General features: G+C 74.5%; 20 protein-coding genes. 5 read left to right on the plus strand and 15 right to left on the minus strand.

The window, feature by feature from the left end:
- Nucleotides 1–75: 75 nt before the first annotated feature.
- From KUM42_RS05055 to rpsP, 5 genes are read right to left on the minus strand one after another with little or no spacing between them, the layout of a single operon-like run.
- Entirely contained in the window at nucleotides 76–573 is a 498-nt protein-coding gene (locus KUM42_RS05055) for an NUDIX hydrolase (protein WP_237495498.1), read from the minus strand.
- The gene (gene trmD / locus KUM42_RS05060; RefSeq protein WP_237495500.1) at nucleotides 570–1,340 is read right to left on the minus strand and encodes a tRNA (guanosine(37)-N1)-methyltransferase TrmD; all 771 of its coding nucleotides are present in this window, start codon (nucleotides 1,338–1,340) and stop codon (nucleotides 570–572) included. The genes KUM42_RS05055 and trmD overlap by 4 nt, the downstream gene beginning before the upstream one ends.
- Nucleotides 1,337–1,852, minus strand: coding sequence for a ribosome maturation factor RimM (gene rimM, locus KUM42_RS05065; RefSeq protein WP_237495502.1), 516 nt, complete (start codon nucleotides 1,850–1,852; stop codon nucleotides 1,337–1,339). Before rimM ends, trmD begins: the two co-directional genes overlap by 4 nt.
- 44 nt (nucleotides 1,853–1,896) lie before the next feature.
- Complete coding sequence (locus tag KUM42_RS05070; protein WP_163612139.1) at nucleotides 1,897–2,133, minus strand: RNA-binding protein; 237 nt, start codon at nucleotides 2,131–2,133, stop codon at nucleotides 1,897–1,899.
- A gap of 3 nt (nucleotides 2,134–2,136) precedes the next feature.
- Complete coding sequence (gene rpsP, locus KUM42_RS05075; RefSeq protein WP_237495504.1) at nucleotides 2,137–2,655, minus strand: 30S ribosomal protein S16; 519 nt, start codon at nucleotides 2,653–2,655, stop codon at nucleotides 2,137–2,139.
- Between the two features lie 199 nt (nucleotides 2,656–2,854).
- Here rpsP and KUM42_RS05080 point away from each other — a divergent pair, with 199 nt between their 5' ends.
- Nucleotides 2,855–3,283, plus strand: a complete 429-nt coding sequence (locus tag KUM42_RS05080) for a VOC family protein (RefSeq protein ID WP_237495506.1) — start codon at nucleotides 2,855–2,857, stop codon at nucleotides 3,281–3,283.
- Here KUM42_RS05080 and KUM42_RS05085 read toward each other — a convergent pair.
- The 9 genes from KUM42_RS05085 to KUM42_RS05125 all read right to left on the minus strand — a co-directional run bounded on the left by KUM42_RS05085 (nucleotide 3,226) and on the right by KUM42_RS05125 (nucleotide 13,005).
- Nucleotides 3,226–3,585, minus strand: a complete 360-nt coding sequence (locus KUM42_RS05085; RefSeq protein WP_237495508.1) for a ribonuclease E inhibitor RraB — start codon at nucleotides 3,583–3,585, stop codon at nucleotides 3,226–3,228. The genes KUM42_RS05080 and KUM42_RS05085 overlap by 58 nt on opposite strands.
- Nucleotides 3,578–5,314 (minus strand): proline--tRNA ligase, encoded by a 1,737-nt coding sequence (locus KUM42_RS05090; protein ID WP_237495510.1) that lies wholly within the window; start codon nucleotides 5,312–5,314, stop codon nucleotides 3,578–3,580. The genes KUM42_RS05085 and KUM42_RS05090 overlap by 8 nt, the downstream gene beginning before the upstream one ends.
- Nucleotides 5,315–5,407: 93 nt before the next feature.
- Complete coding sequence (locus KUM42_RS05095; RefSeq protein WP_237495512.1) at nucleotides 5,408–5,578, minus strand: hypothetical protein; 171 nt, start codon at nucleotides 5,576–5,578, stop codon at nucleotides 5,408–5,410.
- Between the two features lie 53 nt (nucleotides 5,579–5,631).
- On the minus strand, nucleotides 5,632–6,717 hold the full coding sequence (locus KUM42_RS05100; protein ID WP_237495514.1) for an amidohydrolase family protein: 1,086 nt from the start codon (nucleotides 6,715–6,717) through the stop codon (nucleotides 5,632–5,634).
- Nucleotides 6,718–6,721: 4 nt separating this feature from the next.
- On the minus strand, nucleotides 6,722–8,287 hold the full coding sequence (gene ffh / locus KUM42_RS05105; RefSeq protein WP_237495516.1) for a signal recognition particle protein: 1,566 nt from the start codon (nucleotides 8,285–8,287) through the stop codon (nucleotides 6,722–6,724).
- A gap of 236 nt (nucleotides 8,288–8,523) precedes the next feature.
- Nucleotides 8,524–8,715, minus strand: a complete 192-nt coding sequence (locus KUM42_RS05110; RefSeq protein WP_237495518.1) for a hypothetical protein — start codon at nucleotides 8,713–8,715, stop codon at nucleotides 8,524–8,526.
- Nucleotides 8,716–8,836: 121 nt separating this feature from the next.
- Nucleotides 8,837–11,191, minus strand: coding sequence for a [protein-PII] uridylyltransferase (locus tag KUM42_RS05115; protein ID WP_237495520.1), 2,355 nt, complete (start codon nucleotides 11,189–11,191; stop codon nucleotides 8,837–8,839).
- A 126-nt stretch (nucleotides 11,192–11,317) separates the two neighbouring features.
- Nucleotides 11,318–11,656 (minus strand): P-II family nitrogen regulator, encoded by a 339-nt coding sequence (locus KUM42_RS05120; RefSeq protein WP_163612145.1) that lies wholly within the window; start codon nucleotides 11,654–11,656, stop codon nucleotides 11,318–11,320.
- Complete coding sequence (locus tag KUM42_RS05125) at nucleotides 11,653–13,005, minus strand: ammonium transporter (RefSeq protein ID WP_237495522.1); 1,353 nt, start codon at nucleotides 13,003–13,005, stop codon at nucleotides 11,653–11,655. The genes KUM42_RS05120 and KUM42_RS05125 overlap by 4 nt, the downstream gene beginning before the upstream one ends.
- Before the next feature lie 289 nt (nucleotides 13,006–13,294).
- Here KUM42_RS05125 and KUM42_RS05130 point away from each other — a divergent pair, with 289 nt between their 5' ends.
- Nucleotides 13,295–14,416: a HoxN/HupN/NixA family nickel/cobalt transporter gene (locus KUM42_RS05130; protein WP_237495524.1), complete on the plus strand. Its 1,122-nt coding sequence runs from the start codon at nucleotides 13,295–13,297 to the stop codon at nucleotides 14,414–14,416.
- A gap of 120 nt (nucleotides 14,417–14,536) precedes the next feature.
- Nucleotides 14,537–16,348, plus strand: coding sequence for a SpoIIE family protein phosphatase (locus tag KUM42_RS05135; protein ID WP_237495526.1), 1,812 nt, complete (start codon nucleotides 14,537–14,539; stop codon nucleotides 16,346–16,348).
- A gap of 43 nt (nucleotides 16,349–16,391) precedes the next feature.
- Here the strand turns inward: KUM42_RS05135 and ftsY are convergent, their stop codons facing one another.
- Nucleotides 16,392–17,585: a signal recognition particle-docking protein FtsY gene (gene ftsY / locus KUM42_RS05140; RefSeq protein WP_237495528.1), complete on the minus strand. Its 1,194-nt coding sequence runs from the start codon at nucleotides 17,583–17,585 to the stop codon at nucleotides 16,392–16,394.
- 39 nt (nucleotides 17,586–17,624) lie between these two features.
- Here ftsY and KUM42_RS05145 point away from each other — a divergent pair, with 39 nt between their 5' ends.
- Nucleotides 17,625–19,280 (plus strand): alkaline phosphatase D family protein, encoded by a 1,656-nt coding sequence (locus tag KUM42_RS05145; RefSeq protein ID WP_237495530.1) that lies wholly within the window; start codon nucleotides 17,625–17,627, stop codon nucleotides 19,278–19,280.
- Nucleotides 19,277–20,029 (plus strand): endonuclease/exonuclease/phosphatase family protein, encoded by a 753-nt coding sequence (locus tag KUM42_RS05150; RefSeq protein WP_237495532.1) that lies wholly within the window; start codon nucleotides 19,277–19,279, stop codon nucleotides 20,027–20,029. Before KUM42_RS05145 ends, KUM42_RS05150 begins: the two co-directional genes overlap by 4 nt.
- Nucleotides 20,030–20,103: the final 74 nt, after the last annotated feature.

A 20,103-nucleotide genomic window follows, 5' to 3' on the forward strand; every position in this document is an offset into this window, starting at 1 on the left:
CCGCCCGGTACGGGAGCGGAGCCACCCCCGGGGTTCCCCCGGCGGCCTGCAGCAGCTCTCTACTGTGCCACATCTTCAGTCGACGATGCGTGGCGGCCCCGCCCAGGGGCTCGTCAGCACCTCCGGGAGCACCCGGGCCAGGGAGCCCGGCGCGAAGGACTGCGTGCTGGTGGCGAGCTCGTCGGCCGACCACCAGCGGTGCGGCTGGTCGGCGGCCAGCTCCTCGGCGGTGCGCCCGCTCGCGTCGACGGTGTGGACGACGCCCCGCAGCGCGAAGTAGGTCTCCCGGGAGTCGACGACGGTCTCCCCCCACGGCCACACGTGTCGGCGCAGCCACACCGGGCCCTCCAGCGCGGAGGGCTCGACGACCAGGCCCAACTCCTCGGCCAGCTCACGGACCGCAGCGGTGCGCAGGTCCTCGCCGTCCTCGACGCCACCGCCGGGGGTGTACCAGAAGCGCACCGGCGTCCCGGGCCGCGGCGCCGGCCCCCGCGAGCCCAGCAGCAGCACCCGCTGCTGCGGGTCGATCACCAGCACCCGGCTCGCCGGGCGCACCCAGGGTGCAGCGGTCACGCCCGGCCCGGCGGGTCGGCGTCCAGGGCCGCCCGGTCAGCGGCGCCCAGGGCCCCCTCGGGGAGGGCGGCCAGCAGGTCGGGACGGCGGTCGGCGGTGCGCCGCAACGACTGCCCACGCCGCCAGCGGGCGATCGCGGCGTGGTCGCCGGACAGCAGCACCGGCGGGACGTCGAGCCCCTGCCAGGAGGCGGGGCGGGTGTAGGACGGGCCCTCGAGCAGGCCGTCGGCGTGCGAGTCGAACTCCACGGAGTCGGTGTTGCCCACGACGCCGGGGATCAGCCGGGTGACCGCCTCGACCATGACCAGCACCGCGGACTCACCGCCGGCCAGCACGTAGTCGCCGATCGAGACCTCCGAGACCGGCCCGGAGGACGCGGCCCAGTCGGCGACCCGCTGGTCGATGCCCTCGTAGCGGCCGCAGGCGAACACCAGACCGGGCTCGGTGGCCCACTGCGCGGCCACCGCCTGGGTGAACGGGCGACCGGCCGGGGTGGGGACGACGAGCCGCGTCCCCGGCGGGCGCACCGCCTCGAGTGCCCGGCCCCAGGGCTCGGGGCGCATGACCATGCCGGGGCCGCCGCCGTACGGGGAGTCGTCGACCGTGCGGTGGACGTCGTCGGTCCACTGCCGCAGGTCGTGCACCCCGATCTCGACCAGCCCGCGCTGGGCTGCCTTGCCCAGCAGCGACTGGCCCAGCGGCGCGAGGTACTCGGGGAAGATCGTGAGGACGTCGACGCGGAAGGGCGTCCCGGGTCCGGCGCTCACAGGTCCAGGAGCCCCTCGGGCGGGTCGACGACCAGCCGCCCCGCCGCCAGGTCGACGGTGGGCACGATGGCGCTCACGAACGGCACCAGCAGCTCCCCGCCGCCGGTGCGGGTCAGCACGAGCAGCTCGGTGCCCTCGTGCCGGACGCCGGTGACCTCACCGATCGGTGAGCCGTCGGGCAGCACCGCGGCCAGCCCGACCAGCTGGTGGTCGTAGAAGGAGTCGGGGTCCTCCAGCGGCGGCAGCTCCGCGAGCGGGACCAGCAGCATGGTGTTGCGCAGCGCGTCGGCGGCCTCGCGGTCAGCGACGACCGTGCCGTCGGGCAGGGCGAGGGTGAGCAGCAGCGTGCCGCTGTGCCACCGGGCGGCCTCGACGGTGAGCGGGCCACGCGCGGCCGGCTCGGTGAGCAGCGCCGTCCCGGGGGCGAAGCGCAGGTCGGGGTCGTCGGTGCGGACCTCGACGGTGACCTGACCACGGACACCGTGGGGCCGGCCGATGCGGCCGACCACCACGGTGTCGGGGTCCTGCGGGGTGGCGCCAAGGGCGCCGGGAGTGCTCAGCGCCCGTCGGTGTCGACGACGTCGACCCGCAGGCCACGTCCACCGACACCGGTCATGACCTGGCGCAGCGCCTTGGCGGTGCGCCCGCCGCGGCCGATGACCTTGCCGAGGTCCTCGGGGTGGACCCGGACCTCGAGGGTCTTGCCACGCCGGCCGTTGACCAGGTCGACCACGACGTCGTCGGGGTTGTCGACGATGCCCTTGACCAGGTGCTCGAGCGCCTCTTCCAGCACGTCTTACTCGGCGGGCGTCTCGGCGGCGGCAGCCGGCTCGGCCGCAGCCGGCTCAGCAGCGGCGACCGGGGCGTCGGCAGCCGGGGCGGCGTCAGCGGCCGGGGCAGCGTCGGCAGCCGGGGCAGCGTCGGCCTTGGGGGCGGCCTTCTTCTTCGGGGTGGTGGCGTCAGCAGCCGGCTCGCCCATGGCGGCGCGGGCGGCCTCCTCGTAGACGGCCTTCTTGTCGGCCTTGGGGGCCGCGACGAGCATGGGGGCCGGAGCCGGCTCGCCCTTGAACTTCTGCCAGTCGCCGGTCACCCGGAGGATGGCCCGCACGGCCTCGGTCGGCTGGGCGCCGACACCGAGCCAGTAGGCGGCGCGCTCGCCGTCGACCTCGATGAAGGACGGGTCCTCCTTCGGGTGGTACTTGCCGATCGTCTCGATCGAACGACCGTCACGCTTGGTGCGGGCGTCGGCGACGACGATGCGGTAGTACGGCGCGCGCATCTTGCCCAGGCGCATGAGCTTGATCTTGGTGGCCACGAGTGTGGTGTGCCTTTCGAGCGTGTGTGGTTGCCCGCCGGACGGACGCGTGGGGATACGGCCGGGGCAGGGCGATGGACACGGGCGGGAACGGTGAGAGGGCCGCCACCACCGTGTTCGACCGACCATGATGCCAGATGTGGCGCACGAGCACGGACCCGAGCCCGGCGCGGACCTCCCGCAGGGGTCCGGTGCGAGCGTGCAGGCGGTGGCGGGCGGCGGGTTCCTCCACCACGTGGAGCTGTGGGTGCCCGACCTGGCGCGCGCCGAGCGGTCCTGGGGGTGGCTGCTCACCCGGCTGGGTGCCGAGCCGTTCCAGTCCTTCGAGCACGGCCGGTCCTGGCGCAGCGGTGACACCTACGTCGTCCTCGAGCAGTCACCCGCACTGACCGGCGACCGGCACGACCGCCGGTCCCCCGGGCTGAACCACCTGGCGTTCTGGGTTGACGACGACCTCGACACCCTGGTCGCCGAGGCCCCGGCGCACGGCTGGACGCTGCTGTTCCCCGACCGGCACCCGTTCGCGGGCGGTCCGGACCACCGGGCCGCCTACCTGGAGGACGCCGACGGCTACGAGGTGGAGCTCGTGTCCTCACCCGGGACCAGGAAGCCGCCCCAGCCGTCGTAGCGACCGCCGTGCCGCCCGATGATGCCGACGACCTCGCGGGTGAAGGCGGCGGCCGTGGCGTGGTCGACCGCGGTCATCGCGCTGAACTCCAGCCAGACGGTGGCCAGCCGCCGGTACACCCCGTCGACCCGGTAACCGGCACGAGTGAGCTCCTCCCCCGCGGCCACCGCCGCCCTCCGCGAGCGGAAGGCGGCGGTGTGGTCGATCGGCCGCGGCGCGCCCACCTGGTCACCGTGGCCCAGGTTGGCCTCGACGCTCTGCGCGGTCAGCTGCAGGTGCTCGGCGAGGGGGACCTCACGCACGGACGGCGGTGAGGACGGCGGTGGCGGCCTCGGCGACCGGCACCTCCGAGCGCTCGCCGGTGGCGCGGTCGCGCACCTCGATGACGCCCTCGGCCAGGCCGCGGCCCACCGTGACGATCGTCGGCATGCCCAGCAGCTCGGCGTCCTTGAACTTCACCCCGGGGCTGACCTTGGGCCGGTCGTCGAAGAGCACGGTCAGCCCGGCGGCGACGAGCTCACCGGCGAGCGTCTCGGCGTACTCGAGGACCGCGGCGTCCTTGCCGGTGGCGACCAGGTGGACGTCGGCCGGGGCGATCGACCGCGGCCAGACCAGGCCCAGCTCGTCGTGCATCGACTCGGCGATGGCGGCCACGGCCCGGGAGACCCCGACGCCGTAGGAGCCCATGGTGACGGTGACCAGCTTGCCGTTCTCGTCGAGCACCTTCAGGTCCAGCGCCTCGGCGAACTTGCGGCCCAGCTGGAAGATGTGGCCCATCTCCACGCCGCGGGCCAGCTCCAGCGGACCCGAGCCGTCCGGAGCGGGGTCACCTGCGCGCACCTCCGCGGCCTCGATGGTGCCGTCCCAGGTGAAGTCGCGACCGGCCACCAGGTCGAAGACGTGCTTGCCGTGCTCGTTGGCGCCGGTGATCCACCGCGTCCCCGGGACGACGCGCGGGTCGACCAGGTAACGGATGCCCGACTCGCTCTCGGCGCCCAGCACCTGCGGGCCGATGTAGCCCTTGACGAGTGCGGGGTTGCCGGCGAAGTCGGTGAAGGGCTCCACCTCCGAGGGGTGGACGACGGCCTCGAGGCGCTTGGCGTCGACCTCCCGGTCACCGGGCAGGCCGATGACGAGCGGCTCCCGCGTGCCGTCGGGGTGCACGAGCGTGACCACGACGTTCTTCAGCGTGTGCGCGGCGGTGTACCCGGCGTCGGGGAACCGCTCGTCCGCCACCGCGACCAGCGAGGCGATGGTCGGGGTGTCGGGGGTGTCCTCGACGTGCGCGTCGGGCAGGCCGTCGAACGGGACGGCGTCCGGGACGACGGTGGTGACCGCCTCGACGTTGGCCGCGTAGCCGCCGGGCGAGCGGACGAAGGTGTCCTCCCCGATCTCGGTCGGGTGCAGGAACTCCTCACTCGCCGATCCGCCCATGGCACCCGACATCGCCGCGACGATCACGTAGTCCAGGCCCAGCCGGTCGAAGATCCTGATGTAGGCGTCGCGGTGCGCCTGGTACGAACGCTCGAGGCCGGCGTCGTCCACGTCGAAGGAGTAGCTGTCCTTCATGGTGAACTCGCGGCCGCGGAACAGCCCGGCCCGGGGCCGCGCCTCATCCCGGTACTTGGTCTGGATCTGGTACAGCGAGACCGGCAGGTCCTTGTAGGAGCCGTAGAGGTCCTTCACCAGGAGCGTGAACATCTCCTCGTGCGTGGGGCCGAGCAGGAAGTCGTTGCCCCGGCGGTCCTTGAGGCGGAAGAGGTTGTCGCCGTACTCGGTCCAGCGGCCGGTCGCCTCGTAGGGCTCGCGCGGCAGCAGCGCGGGGAAGTGCACCTCCTGCGCGCCCATCGCGTCCATCTCCTCGCGGACGATGCGCTCGACGTTCCGGAACACCCGCCAGCCCAGCGGCAGCCAGGTGAAGCCCCCGGGCGCCGCGCGCCGGATGTAGCCGCCGCGGGCGAGCAGGCGGTGACTGGGGACCTCGGCATCGGCCGGGTCGTCGCGCAGGGTGCGCAGGAACAGGGAGGACATCCGAAGGAGCACGGGTGGAGTCTCCCAGGCGGCCCGGGACCGACGTCCACGGGTTTGCCGGGCCGCCGGGACCACGCCGGGCTCAGGCCGGGATCAGGCCGGTTCGGGCACGCCACCCGGGTCGCCACCCGGGTCACCGGGCGTCGGCTCGATCGGGGCCGGCGGCAGCTCCTCGGGCGCGTCGGGCAACAGCTCACCCGGGTCGTCGGGGATCGGCGTGGTCGGGTCGATCAGGGGCTCCGGCTCAGGGAGTGGCGACACCATCCGGCCAGTGAACCAGCGTCCGGCCGTCCGCGACAGGCCGGACGCGGACCGGCTCAGGCGACGACGACGCCGCGCAGCACGGTCCGCCGGGGCCGGGCGAGCGTGTCCAGGTCGGTGCGCGGGTCGCTGTCGTAGACGACGAGGTCGGCCGGCGCCCCCTCGACGATGCCCGGCAGCCCGAGCCACTCTCGTGCGGCCCACGACCCGGCGGCCAGTGCCGCCTGGGCCGGCAACCCCGCGGCGTGCAGTGCCCGGATCTCCTCGGCGACCACCCCGTGCTCGATGCCGCCCCCGGCGTCGGTGCCGGCGAACACCGGGACCCCGGCGTCGTAGGCGGCCCGCACGACGGCCCCGGAGCCCGCGTACAGCCGCCGCATCGTGGAGGCGTAGGCCGGGAACCGGGCCTCCCCCGCGTCCGCGAACCCGGGGAAGTTCTCCACGTTGACCAGCGTCGGGACGACGGCGGTGCCCCGGGCGGCCATCTGCCCGACCAGCTCCTCGGTCAGCCCCGTGCCGTGCTCGATGCAGTCGATGCCGGCGCCGATGAGCGCGGGCAGCGCATCGGTGCCGAAGGTGTGGGCGGTGACCCGGGCACCCTCCTCGTGCGCGGCGGCGATCGCGGCGGCGAGCACGTCGTCGGGCCACTCCGGGGCGAGGTCGCCGACGCCGCGGTCGATCCAGTCCCCCACCAGCTTCACCCAGCCGTCGCCGGCCCGGGCCTGCACGCGCACCTGGGCGACGAGCTCCTCGGGCTCCAGCTCGATCGCCAGGTCGCGGATGTACCGGCGGGTGGCGGCCAGGTGCCGGCCGGCCCGCACGATCCGCGGCAGGTCGTCGAAGTCGTCGAGCGCCCGGGTGTCGACCGGTGACCCGCAGTCGCGCAGGGCCAGCACGCCGGCGGCCCGCTCGACCAGCGCCTGCTCCCGCTGCCCGGCCAGGTCGGTCACGTGCCCACCGCCGAGGGCGATGCCCACGTGGCAGTGCGCGTCGACCAGCCCGGGCAGCAGGTACCCGCCCCGGCTGACGGTCTCGGCACCCGGCACCCGCTCGAAGGTGATCCGCCCGCCGCTGACCCACAGCTCACGGTGCTCGCCCTCGGGGAGGACGACCCCGGACAGGTGCAACGCGGGGGCGGTCACCGGATCAGCGGCCCTGGTCCTTGAACTGGCTGAAGTCCAGCTTGCTCAGGTCCGGGAGCGCCTGGCCCGGCGGCAGGCCCGGCACCCCACCCGGCATCCCGCCGGGGAGCTGCCCGGGGAAGCCCGCGCCGCCCATCGCACCGGGAGCGCCGATCGCGCGCCGGGCGGGGGCCTTCTTGCCCTTCTTGCCCTTGCCGCGGGAGGCCGCTGCCTGCTGCTGCCGGCCGCGGGCCTTCTTCGACATGGGGCCCATCCCGGGCATGCCCATGCTGCCGGCCATCTGGCCCATCATCTTCTGGGCCTGGCCGAAGCGCTCCAGCAGCTGGTTGACGTCGGTGACGCTGACCCCGGAGCCGTTGGCGATGCGCACCCGGCGCGAGGCGTTGATGATCTTCGGGGTGACCCGCTCGGCGGGGGTCATCGACCGGATGATCGCCGCGGTGCGGTCGAGGTCGCGGTCGTCGACCTGCTTGAGCTGCTCCTTCATCGCCCCTGCACCGGGCAGCATGCCGAGCAGGTTCGCGATCGGGCCCATCTTGCGGATGGCGAGCATCTGCTCGAGGAAGTCCTCGAGGGTGAAGCCCTCGCGGCTGGCCAGCTTGCCGGCCATCTTCTCGGCCTGGTCGGCGTCGAAGGCCTGCTCGGCCTGCTCGATCAGGGTGAGGACGTCGCCCATGCCGAGGATGCGCGAGGCCATCCGCTCGGGGTGGAAGACGTCGAACTCGGTCAGCTTCTCGCCGGTCGAGGCGAACATGATCGGCTGGCCGGTGACGTGCCGGACCGACAGTGCGGCACCACCGCGGGCGTCGCCGTCGAGCTTGGTGAGCACGACACCGGAGAAGCCGACGCCGTCCTGGAACGCCAGCGCCGTGTTGACGGCGTCCTGGCCGATCATCGCGTCGACGACGAACAGCGTCTCGTCGGGTGAGACGGCGTCGCGGATGCCGGCGGCCTGGGCCATCAGCTCGGCGTCGATGCCCAGCCGGCCGGCGGTGTCGACCACCACGACGTCGTGCATGGTGCGCCGGGCGTGCTCGATGGAATCCCGGGCGACGGCGATCGGGTCGCCCACCCCGTTGCCCGGCGCGGGCGCGTAGACGTCGACGCCGGCCTGACCGGCGACCACCGACAGCTGCTGCACGGCGTTGGGGCGCTGCAGGTCGCAGGCCACCAGCAGCGGGGTGTGCCCCTGCGCCTTGAGCCAGCGGCCGAGCTTGCCGGCCAGCGTGGTCTTGCCGGCACCCTGCAGACCGGCCAGCATGATCACCGTCGGCGACTGCTTGGCGTAGCGGATGCGGCGGGTCTCCCCGCCCAGGATGTCGACGAGCTCCTCGTTGACGATCTTGATCATCTGCTGCGCGGGGTTCAGCGCACCGGAGACCTCCGAGCCACGGGCCCGCTCCTTGACCGAGGCGATGAACGACCGGACGACGGGCAGGGCGACGTCGGCCTCGAGCAGCGCGATCCGGATCTCGCGCGCGGTGGCGTCGATGTCCTCGTCGGAGAGCCGGCCCTTGCCGCGCAGGCCGGTGAAGACCTTGTCCAGGCGGTCGGAGAGGGTCTCGAACACAGCACGTCCTCACAGCACTCGGGCGTGCAGCCGGCCGCGGCCCCACGGGGCCGGCGGACCGACTCGGGCTCCCGGGGCCACCCCGGGGCCGTCACGCCACCTGTGTCCAGGGTAATCGCCCCGCGGCCGGCGCGGCCCCGGCCCGCCCCTGTGCAGGGGCCCGCCGTGACGGGGAGGACACCGTCGTCCTCGCGCCTCGCAGCACGAGCGCGTGGACGGGGCCGAGCGGTCCTCCGTCAGGCGGCGCGGTGCCCGGCCTCGGCACGCGAGGTGGCCGACCAGCCGATGACCAGAGCGGTGCCACAGTCGGTGCACGCCCACTCGGGGCACGCGCTGCCGTCGTCGGTGTGCCCGTCGATGCAGGTGGGCTGCTCGAAGTCGGTGTCCTCGCCGCAGGTCGGGCAGGGCAGGGTCTGCAGGTCGCTCATGGCGTCCCCTCTCGTCTCGGCGCCGGTCGTCGTCCGGCACACCGAACGTGCCACGGGGGTACGACAGGAAGCGGCAAGGACCTCCCGGCATGTCGCGCCGGCCGGTCGGCCCGGCCTCCTGCTAGCGGCCGACCGGGTCCGGTGCGTCGCCGCCGGCGGCGGCCACCAGCGCCCGCTCGGCCTGCTCGCGCTGCGCCGGGTCGATCGCCGTCCCGGCGGGGTCGCTGACGTAGAAGGCGTCCACGGCGTCGCCGCCCAGGGTCTCCACCGTCGCCGAGGTGACGTCCAGCCCTGCCTGGGCGAGCGCCGCGGTGAGCCGGTGCAGCAGCCCGGCCCGGTCGGTGGCGCGCACCTCGACCAGCCCGGTGACCCCGGTCGCCTCGGCGTCGAACCAGGAGATCCGCGGCGGGCGCCCACCGGCGGCGTCCTGGCTGTAGTCGCGCTCGCGCTGGCGGAGCCGGTCGGCCAGCGGCAGCGTGCCCTCGAGCGCGGCGCGCACGCCGTCGGCCAGGATCTCCGGGACCGGGGCCCGCCCGAAGTGCGGCCGCACGGCGAACACCAGCGTGCCGTGGCCGCCGGCGACGCTGACCCGGGCCGCCCGCACGTCGAGCTGGTTGAGCGCCAGCACCCCCGCGCACAGGCTGAACAGCCCGGGCCGGTCGGGGGCGCCGATGGTGACCTGCTGACCGTCGAGGACGTCCTCAACCCCGACCGTCACCGGCTCGGTGTGCCCCTCCACCACCGGCGCCGGCGCGGTCACCTGGGGTGCGGTGGGCTCCAGCACCGGCTCGGGCACCGGGGCGCTGCCCAGCCGGGCCGCGACCCGGGCGACGAGCGCGGCCACCAGGTGCGCCTTCCACGGGGACCAGGCGGAGCTGGAGGTCGCCGCACCGTCGGCCTGGGCGAGGGCGTGCAGCAGCTGCAGCAGCGCGCCGTCGGCGTCGATCGCCTCGACCACCCGGTCGACGGTCTTGGGGTCGTCGAGGTCGCGGCGGGTGGCCACGTCGGGCAGCAGCAGGTGGTGCTCCACCATCGCCGACAACGTCGCGACGTCGGCCGGGCTGAAGCCCATCCGGGCGGCCATCTCGGCCACCACCACCATGCCGACCTCGGTGTGGTCACCGGGCCAGCCCTTGCCGATGTCGTGCAGCAGCGCCCCCACCAGCAGCAGGTCGGGCCGGTCGACGTCCCGGGTGAGCTCGGAGGCCGCGGCGGCGGCCTCCACCAGGTGCCGGTCGACGGTGAAGCGGTGCCAGGGGTGGCGCTGCGGCAGCGACCGCACCCGGTCCCACTCCGGCAGCATCCGGGCGAGCAGGCCCTCCTGGTCCAGCTGCTCGAGCACCGGGACGGCGCTGCGCCCGCTGGCCAGCAGCCGTAGGAAGGACCAGCGGACCTCCGGCGGCCAGGGCTCGGGCAGCGGCGGGGCGTGCACGGCGAGCACCTTGAGCGTGTAGGGCGACAGCAGCAGGTCGGCCCGGGCCGCCGCGGCGGCACCGCGCAGCACCAGGCCGGGGTCGGCAGCCGGCCGGGCGTCGCGGGCCAGCACGACCTCGTCACCCTGCCGGACCAGCCCCTCGGCCAGCGGCTCGCGGCGCACCCGCCGGTACCGGGCGCGCGGTCGCCGGACCAGGGCGGCGTCGACCCGGCGCCAGGTCTCGTCGGCGACGAACGCCAGCCGTCGTCCGGCCAGGCTCACCCGGCGCAGCAGGACGTCGTCGTCGGCCAGGTCCAGCACCCGGGCGACCCGGGCCTGCTCCTGCCGCACCAGCGCGTCGCTGGCCCGGCCGGTGCCCGCGCGCAGGGCGTCGCGGACGTCGAGCAGGAACGCGTAGGCCTCCCCCGCGTCGGCCGGCGCCTCGTCGGACAGCTGGGCGGCGGCCAGCGCCCGCAGCACCTGCCCCTCGCGGAGCCCGCCGTAGGCCTCCTTGAGGTCGGGCTCGAGCAGGAAGCCCAGCTCGCCGACCTGACGGCCGCGGGCCCGGCGCAGGTCGCGCAGCTGCGGCAGCAGCCGCCCGGCGTGCTGCCGCCAGGAGGCGAGGGTCGCGGTGCGCAGCCCGGCCGTGACCGCCGGGTCGCCCGCGACGTGCCGGGCGTCGAGCAGGCCCAGCCCGGCCTTGACGTCCTCGGCGGCCACCGACACCGCCTCGGCGACCGTGCGGACGGAGTGGTCCAGGCGCAGTCCGGCGTCCCAGATCGGGTACCAGACCGCGTCGGCCAGTGCGGCGATCTCCGGCCGGCCGTCGTGGACCAACACCAGGTCCAGGTCGCCGTGCGGCGGCAGCTCCCGGCGGCCGAGGCTGCCCACCGCGACCAGCGCGATGCCGGTCCCGGCGTCCTCGGGCGGGGGGCCACCGCGCCTGCGGTCGGGGCGCGGGGTGCCGGCGAGGGCCTCGGCCAGCAGGCCGGCGAGCCACTCGTCGACCACGCGGACGCGCTCGGCGCGGGGCAGGGCGGGCAGGGCTGCGGTGTCGAGCACGGGCACCTCTCCAGAGTCCGACGGCGGGAACGGCGTCGGCCGGGGCAGCGGGGTCTCCCCCTGCTGCCCCGGCCGACGTCAGGTCACCGGGCGCGCGTCAGCGCGTGCGGCGTACGGCGCTCCGGATCAGAGCGCGTCAGCGCCGCGCTCGCCGGTGCGGACGCGGACGATCTCGTCGATCGTCGTGACCCACACCTTGCCGTCACCGATCTGGCCGGTGGAGGCGGACTCGACGACCGCGTCGACGACCCGCGCCGCGTCGGTCTCGCTCACGACGACCTCGATGCGGACCTTGGGGACGAAGTCCACCTGGTACTCCGCACCGCGGTAGACCTCGGTGTGGCCGCGCTGGCGGCCGAACCCCTGCACCTCGCTCACGGTCAGACCGGCGATGCCGATCAGCTCGAGGGCGTTCTTGACGTCGTCCAGCTTGAACGGCTTGACGATCGCGGTGATCAGCTTCATGCGCGGGTAGCTCCTTCGGTGTTGCGGGCCTCGGCGCGCGCCTGGCCGGTCAGGGATGCCGCACCACTGCCGCCCCCGAGGGAGACGAAGTCGTAGGCGCTCTCAGCGTGCTCGACGGTGTCGATGCCGGTGACCTCGTCCTCCTCGGAGATGCGGAAGCCCATCGTCTTCTCGATGGCGAGACCGATGATGTACGTCAGGACGAAGGAGAACACCAGCACCGCCAGGGCGCCGACCACCTGACGCCACAGCTGGTCCAGCCCGCCGCCGTAGAAGAGCCCGTCGACGCCGGCCGGGGCGTCGGAGGTGGCCAGGAAGCCGATGATGATCGTGCCGACCAGACCACCGACGAGGTGGACGCCGACGACGTCGAGGGAGTCGTCGAAGCCGAGCTTGAACTTCAGGCCGACGGCCAGGGCGCAGAGCACACCGGCGACGAGGCCGACGATGATCGCGCCGATCGGGGAGACCGCGGCACAGGCCGGGGTGATCGCGACCAGACCGGCGACGACGCCGGAGGCGCCACCGAGGGACGTGGAGTGGCCGTCGCGGATCTTCTCCACCAGCAGCCAGGCCAGGGCGGCGGCACCCGTGGCGACCATCGTGTTGACCCAGGCGACGGCAGCGGTGTTGTTGGCGGCCAGCGCCGAGCCGGCGTTGAAGCCGAACCAGCCGAACCACAGCAGCCCGGCACCGAGCATCACCAGCGGCAGGTTGTGCGGGCGCATCGGGTCGCGGCCGAAGCCGCGGCGCTTGCCCAGCACGAGGGCGAGCGCCAGGCCCGCGGCGCCGGCGTTGATGTGCACCGCGGTGCCGCCGGCGAAGTCCAGCGCCTTGAGGTTGTTGGCGATCCAGCCGCCGACGTGGCTGACGGTGCCGTCGTCGTCGGTGACGGTGAAGTCGAAGACCCAGTGGGCGACGGGGAAGTAGACGATCGAGGTCCAGACGCCGGTGAAGACCATCCAGGCGCTGAACTTGGCGCGGTCGGCGATGGCACCGGAGATCAGCGCCACGGTGATGATGGCGAAGACGGCCTGGAAGCCCACGAAGGCCATGACCGGGTAACCGCCGGCCTCGCTGGTGGTGTCCTCCATCAGGCCCTTGAGCCCGAGGAACTCGTTGGGGTCACCGATGAGCCCGGCGCCGGCGTCGTTGCCGAAGGCGAACGAGTAGCCGTAGAGCACCCAGAGCACGCTGATGAGCGCCAGCGCCCCGAAGCTCATCATCATCATGTTCAGCACGCTCTTCGCGCGGACCATGCCGCCGTAGAAGAGCGCGAGGCCTGGGGTCATCAGCAGCACGAGGGCGGCGCTGGTGAGGATCCAGGCGGTGTCGCCGGTGTTGACCACGGCAACCTCCTGAGGGTGTCGTCGGCCATGGGCCGCAAGCGGGGACCCGAGGGACCTCGGGGGACGAACGCCGCCCGGAGGCGGTTCGGTGAAGACGGTGCCGACACCGTGTTTCCGCCGACGACGCGGACGTGTTTCGCCACCGTGAACTCGCGGTCGCGTGTCGGTCTCGGTTGTTCCGGTCGTGTTGCGCCACGCCCGCCGAGTGCGGGAGGTCACTGCCCCGGTGTTCACCGGAGCTTCTTGCGACCGTTTCGTAGTTGCGAACCCCGTGCAATAAGGTCGCCGCGTGATCACCGCACCGACCGCACCGCCGGCCCCGACCAGCACCGGGTTCAGCGCCCGGGAGCGTCGCAGCATCGCCGGGATGAGCGGGTTCGTCGTCCTGCTGCACGTGCTCGGCTGGGGCGTGCTGCTGCTGGCCGTGGCCCCGCAGGACTACCAGCTGGGCAGCACCGGCGTCCTCGGCGTCGGGGTCGGTCTGACGGCGTACATGCTGGGCGTGCGGCACGCCTTCGACGCCGACCACATCGCCTCGATCGACAACACCACCCGCAAGCTCGTCGGCGACGGCCAGTCCTCGGTCAGCACCGGGTTCTGGTTCTCCCTCGGCCACTCCTCGGTGGTGGTCGCCGCCAGCCTGCTGCTCGTCCTCGGCGTGCGCTCGGTCGCCGACGTGGTGCAGGACGAGGACTCCGGCGTCGCCGCGACCCTCGGCCTGGTCGGCACGCTCGTCGCCGGCACGTTCCTGCTCGTCATCGGCCTGATGAACCTGGTCGCGGCCGTCGGCATCGCGCGGGTCTTCCGGAAGATGCGCTCCGGGGAGTTCGACGAGGCGGAGCTGGAGCACCACCTGCACAACCGCGGCTTCCTCGCCCGCCTGCTCAACCGCGTCACCCGGCGGGTCAGCAAGCCCTGGCACCTGTACCCGGTCGGCCTGCTGATGGGCCTGGGCTTCGACACCGCCACCCAGGTCGCGCTGCTGGTGCTCGCCGCGGGGTCGGCCGCCTTCGTGCTGCCCTGGTACGCGATCCTGGTGCTGCCGGTGCTCTTCATGGCCGGGATGAGCCTGTTCGACACCGCCGACGGCGTGCTGATGTCGCGCGCCTACGGCTGGGCCCTGCTGCAGCCGGTCCGCAAGGTCTTCTACAACCTGACCGTCACGGTGCTGTCGGTGGTCATCGCCCTGGTCATCGGGCTCATGGTGCTCACCGGTCTGCTCGTCGACCGGTTCTCCATCGAGGGCGGGCCGCTGGCCTGGATCGCCTCGCTCGACCTCGGCTTCGTCGGGTTCGCCGTGGTCGGGCTCTTCGCGCTGACCTGGGGTCTGGCCCTGGCTGTCTGGCGGTTCGGGCACATCGAGCAGCGCTGGGCGCCCCAGCCGGCCGACGGGCTCCCGACCGCCGGCTGAGACCGGCTCGTGCCCGCCGGTGCCGGCGGCCACGTTGCGACCGGGGCGGCCGTCCGGGTACGACTACAGGGCGCCGACGACGACGCTGCGCGGTCGACGAACAGGACGGCGGACGACATCGTGGTCGGAGGAGTACCCCCCGGGCGGGACCCGTCGGAGGACGGCTGTGCCGGCCTGCCCGCGCCGGACTGGGCGCGGGTCTTCGACGCGGCCCCGGCCCCGTTCCTGCTGCTGACCCCCGACCTGGTCATCGTCTCGGCCAACGAGGCCCGGCTGACCGCCACGGCGACGACCCTGGGGGACACGGTCGGGCGGCACCTGTTCGAGGTGTTCCCGCTCAACCCCGACGACCCGGCCGCCGACGGGATCGCCAACCTCGGCGCCTCCCTGGCCCTGGCCCGGGACACCGGCCGGCCGGTCACCATGGCCATCCAGAAGTACGACATCCCGATGCCCGACGGCAGCTACGAGGAGCGCTTCTGGGCGCCCCGCAACGTGCCGATCACCGACGACGAGGGCCGGGTCGTGCTGCTGCTGCACCGCTCCGACGACGTCACCGACTACGTCCGGGCCCGCGACGAGGCCCGCCAGGAGGCCGCCCGGGGCCAGGACCGCGTCGAGCAGGTCGAGTCCGACCTCTACGCGCGCACCCGCGAGCTGGAGCAGGCGAACGTCGAGCTGCGGGCCAGCGTCGAGCGTGAGCAGCGGACCGCCCGCGCCCTGGCCGGGCTCGCCACCACGGTCTCGGCACTGGCCGCCGCGGAGAGCGTCCCGGAGCTGCTGGAGCTGCTGTTCGCGCACGGCCGCGAGGCGCTGCAGACCGAAGCCGCCGCGGTGGCCCTGCTGCCGGCCGGCGGCGGTGACCTCCGGCTCACCGGGGACGGCGGCCTGCGCACCGGCGTCCTGCCCGCCGACTCCCCCGCACCGATGGCGGTCGCAGCTGCCGGCCGCCGGGTGCTGACGGCCGACTCCACCGCCACCGGGACGGCGCCGCCCCTGCCCGGCGTGCGCGCGTGGGCGGCCCTCCCCCTGCGCGCCGGTGGCCGACTGCTGGGCTCCTGGACGGTCGGCTGGTCCGACCCCCGGCCGCTGGCCGACGACGACGTCCGGGTGCTGGAGGCCTACGCGGCCCAGTGCGCCCAGGCGGTCGACCGGGTGACCCGCCTGGAGGACGAGCGCCGCCGGGCCAGCGCCACCCGCAGCCTGGCGGAGAGCCTGCAGCGCTCGCTGCTGACCGACCCGCCGCAGCCGGACCACCTGAGCATCGCCGTCCGCTACCGGCCCGCGGCCCAGGAGGCCCAGGTCGGCGGGGACTGGTACGACGCCTTCGTCTCCCGCGACGGCGCCACCACCCTGGTGGTCGGGGACGTCACCGGGCACGACCGCACCGCCGCAGCCGGGATGGCGCAGCTGCGCAACCTGCTGCGCGGCATCGCCCACGCCGTCGACAGCGGACCGGCCGGGGTGCTGGGCGCCCTGGACCGCGCGGTGCACGACCTGCAGATCGCCACCCTCGCTACCGCGGTGCTGGCCCGGGTGGAGCAGGACGCGGTCCAGGCGGCCACCGGGGAGCGGTCGCTGCGCTGGTCGAACGCCGGGCACCCACCACCGCTGCTCCTGCCGGCCGCAGGCTCCCCGCTGCTGCTCGAGCGGCCGCGGAGCCTCTTGCTGGGCGTCGACCCCGACGCCTCGCGGACCGAGCACGTCCTGGTGCTGCACCCCGGTGACACGCTCGTGCTCTACACCGACGGGCTGGTCGAGCGCCGGGACTCCGACCTGGACGAGGGGCTGGACCGGCTCGTCACCGCCGGCAGCGAGCTGGCCGGGGAGGCCGTCGACACCCTCGCCGACGAGCTGCTGCGGCGGCTCGTGCCCGAGGCCGACGACGACGTCGCCCTGCTCGTCCTGCGGGTCGGCCCGCAGGACGGCTGACGGGCCGCTGCCCCGACCGGGACCCAGCAGAGGACCGCCGGGATCAGACGTTGCCGACGAGGGCCTCGGCGAAGGCCTCGGGCTCGAACGGCGCCAGGTCGTCGGGGCCCTCGCCCAGGCCGACCAGCTTCACCGGGATGCCCAGCTCGCGCTGCACGGCCACCACGATGCCGCCCTTGGCGGTGCCGTCGAGCTTGGTGAGGACGACGCCGGTGACGGTGACGGCCTCGGTGAACACCCGGGCCTGCACGACGCCGTTCTGCCCGGTGGTGGCGTCGAGGACCAGCAGCACCTCGTCGACCGGGCCGAGCTTCTCCACGACCCGCTTCACCTTGCCCAGCTCGTCCATCAGACCGGACTTGGTGTGCAGCCGGCCGGCGGTGTCGATCAGCACGGTGTCGACCCCGGCGTCGATGCCGGTGCGCACCGCCTCGTAGGCCACCGACGCCGGGTCGCCGCCCTCGCGGCCGCGGACGGTGAGCACGCCGACCCGCTCGCCCCAGGTCTCCAGCTGGTCGGCGGCCGCGGCGCGGAAGGTGTCGGCGGCACCGAGGACGACGCTGCGGCCATCACCGACCAGCGCGCGGGCGATCTTGCCGACCGTCGTGGTCTTGCCGGCGCCGTTGACCCCGACGACCAGGACGACGGCGGGACGGTCGAGCTGCTCGGTGGCCAGCGTGCGGTCCAGGTCCGGGCCGAGCACGGCGGTGAGCTCACGGACGACGAGGTCGCGCAGCTGGGTGCCCGAGGCGGTGGCCAGCACCAGGGTCTGGGTGCGCAGCCGCTGCACGATCTGGGTGGTGGCGGCGAGGCCGACGTCGGCGGCCAGGAGGGTCTCCTCGACCTCCTCCCAGTCGTCCTCGGTCAGCTTCTCCCGCGACAGCACGGTGAGCAGGCCGCGGCCCAGCGAGGACTGCGAGCGGGCCAGCCGGGAGCGCAGCCGCACCAGCCGGCCGGCCGAGGGCGGCGGGGTGTCGAAGACCAGCCCGGGCTCCGGCTCGGCCGGGGGCAGCTCGACCGGCGAGGCTTCGGCCAGCGAGGCCGGGTCGACCGCGGTGGCGCCGGACTGCACGGCCGGGTCGGCGGTGGTCGCCGGCGGGCGGGGACGGGTCAGCGTGGTGCCCGCCGCGGCGTCCGCGTCCAGCCGGGTGGTGCGGCGACCGCGGCCGACGAGCAGGCTCACCCCGAGGACGAGGGCGACGACGAGGATCGCCAGGGCGATCAGCACGAACTCCATGAGCACAGTCTCCCAGCACGATGGGGCAGGCTGTGCCCCATGCCCGAGACCGCCGGCACCCGTCCGCTCCTGCTGCTCGGGCCGCTCCTGCGCCACGTCGACCCGGTGTCGGCCACCCTGTGGGTGGAGACCGACCGCGCCTGCGAGGTCGAGGTGCTGGGGCGCCGGACGCGCACCTTCCGCGTCAACGGCCACCACTACGCGCTCGTCCTCGTCGAGGACCTGGAGCCCGGCAGCGTCACCCCCTACGAGGTGCACCTGGACGGCGAGCAGGTCTGGCCGCCGGCGCGCTCGCACTTCCCGCCCAGCCGGATCCGCACCACGGGCGGGGAGGGCCCCTTCCGGCTGGCGTTCGGCTCCTGCCGCTACGCGACCCCCACCACCGTCGACGTCCGGGACGGCATCCCGCCGGACGCGCTCGACGGCTACGCCCGCCGGCTGGCCGCGATGCCCGAGGACCGCTGGCCCGACGCGCTGGTGCTGCTCGGCGACCAGGTCTACGCCGACGAGGTCACCCCGGCGACGCGGGACTGGATGGCCTCCCGCCGCGACCTGGCCGCCCCGCCCGGGCCGCAGGCCGCGGACTTCGAGGAGTACACCCGGCTCTACGCAGAGTCCTGGGGCGACCCGCAGGTGCGGTGGCTGCTGTCGACCATCCCGTCCTCGATGGTGTTCGACGACCACGAGATGATCGACGACTGGAACACCTCGGCCGCCTGGCGCGCGGAGGTCACCGGCCAGGACTGGTGGCAGCGGCGCATCTCCGGCGGGCTGGTCAGCTACTGGGTCTACCAGCACCTGGGCAACCTCTCGCCCAACGAGCTGGCCGGCAACGACACGTGGCAGGCGATCGCCGCCGCCCCGGACGAGGACGCCGGGCCGCTGCTGGACGAGATGGCCCGCACCGCCGACACCCAGCCGCACACCGTCCGCTGGAGCTACGTGCGGCACTGGGGCCCGGCACGGCTGATCATGGTCGACAGCCGGGCGGGGCGCGTGCTCACCGAGGACGACCGCAAGATCCTCGACGACGAGGAGTTCGACTGGGTGGAGGCCGCGATGGCCCGCTCGGTGGAGGACGGCGTCGACCACGTGCTGCTCGGGACGTCGCTGCCGTGGCTGCTGCCGCACTCGGTGCACGACATCGAGCGCTGGAACGAGACGCTGTCGGTGCGGCACGCCGGCAAGCCGCTGGGCCGGCTGGCGGAGAAGATCCGGCAGGGCGCGGACCTGGAGCACTGGGCGGCGTTCGGGCAGTCCTTCGAGCGCCTCGGCCGCCTCATGGTGTCCCTCGGCCGCGGCGAGCTCGGGCGGGCGCCGGCCACCGCGCTGGTGCTGTCCGGCGACGTCCACCACGCCTACGCGGCCGAGCTGGTCAACCCGGGCGGGCTGGACACCCGGGTGCACCAGCTCACCGTCTCCCCGCTGCACAACGCCGCGCCGCACGCCATCGAGATCGGCTTCAAGGTCGGCTGGAGCCGCTGGGCGCAGGCGCTGACCGGCGGGCTGCGGCGGCTGGCCCGGGTGCAGCGCAGCGAGCTGCAGTGGCGCAAGCAGGCCGGCCCGTTCTTCGGCAACGAGCTCGGCGAGCTCGTGCTCCAGGGGCGGGACGCCCGGTTCCTGCTGTGGGCCACCCACCGCGACGAGGACGGGACGCCGCACTTCACGCAGGTGCTGGACACCCGGCTGTCGTGACGCAGCTCCGGCTGGTCACCTTCAACGTCCACCACGGGGTGGGCGTCGACGGCCGGCACGATCTGGACCGGCTCACCCGGCTGCTGGCCGCCACCGACGCCGACCTGGTCTGCCTGCAGGAGGTCGACCGGCACTTCGGCGCCCGCAGCGGGCACGCCGACCAGGCGCAGGAGCTCGCGCGGGCGCTGGGCCGGGACCTGGCCTTCGCCGCCTCCCTCGACGAGCCGGACGACGGCGGCGGACGGCGGCAGTACGGCAACGCGCTGCTGTCGCGCTTGCCGGTGCTGGACCACCAGGTGCACCGGCTGCCCGGGTCCGGGGAGCCGCGCACCGCCCTGCGCGCGGTGGTGGAGGTGGCCGGTGGCGGGCTGACCGTGCTCACCACCCACCTGGCCAACCGGTCCCGCCCCGACCGCGCCGCCCAGGCCGCGGTGCTCGCCGAGCTGGCCGGGTCGGACGGCGTCGTCGTGGGTGACCTCAACGCCGACGCCGGGGCGCCGGAGCTGGCGCCGCTGCGTGCCCGCCTCACCGACGCCTGGACCGCCGCCCCCGACCGCGGTGACCAGTCGCGGCGGCTGTCGCTGCACCGGGGGCAGGGCTGCACCCACCCGGTGCGGCGCCCGCGGGTGCGCATCGACCAGGTGTGGGTGCCACCGGGCGTGGCGGTGACCGCGGCCCGGGTCCTGGACGGCTCGGCGGTCTCCGACCACCACCCGCTCCAGGTCGACCTGTCGGTCACCCCCCGCTGACCGGCAGGGCCGTCCCGACGAACACGGCCCGGCCCGGCCCCCTCGCAGGGGCCCGCGGCGCGCGGAGCGTGTCG

It is taken from the genome of Modestobacter sp. L9-4, assembly GCF_019112525.1.
In the GTDB taxonomy this organism is placed as follows: Bacteria; Actinomycetota; Actinomycetes; order Mycobacteriales; family Geodermatophilaceae; genus Modestobacter.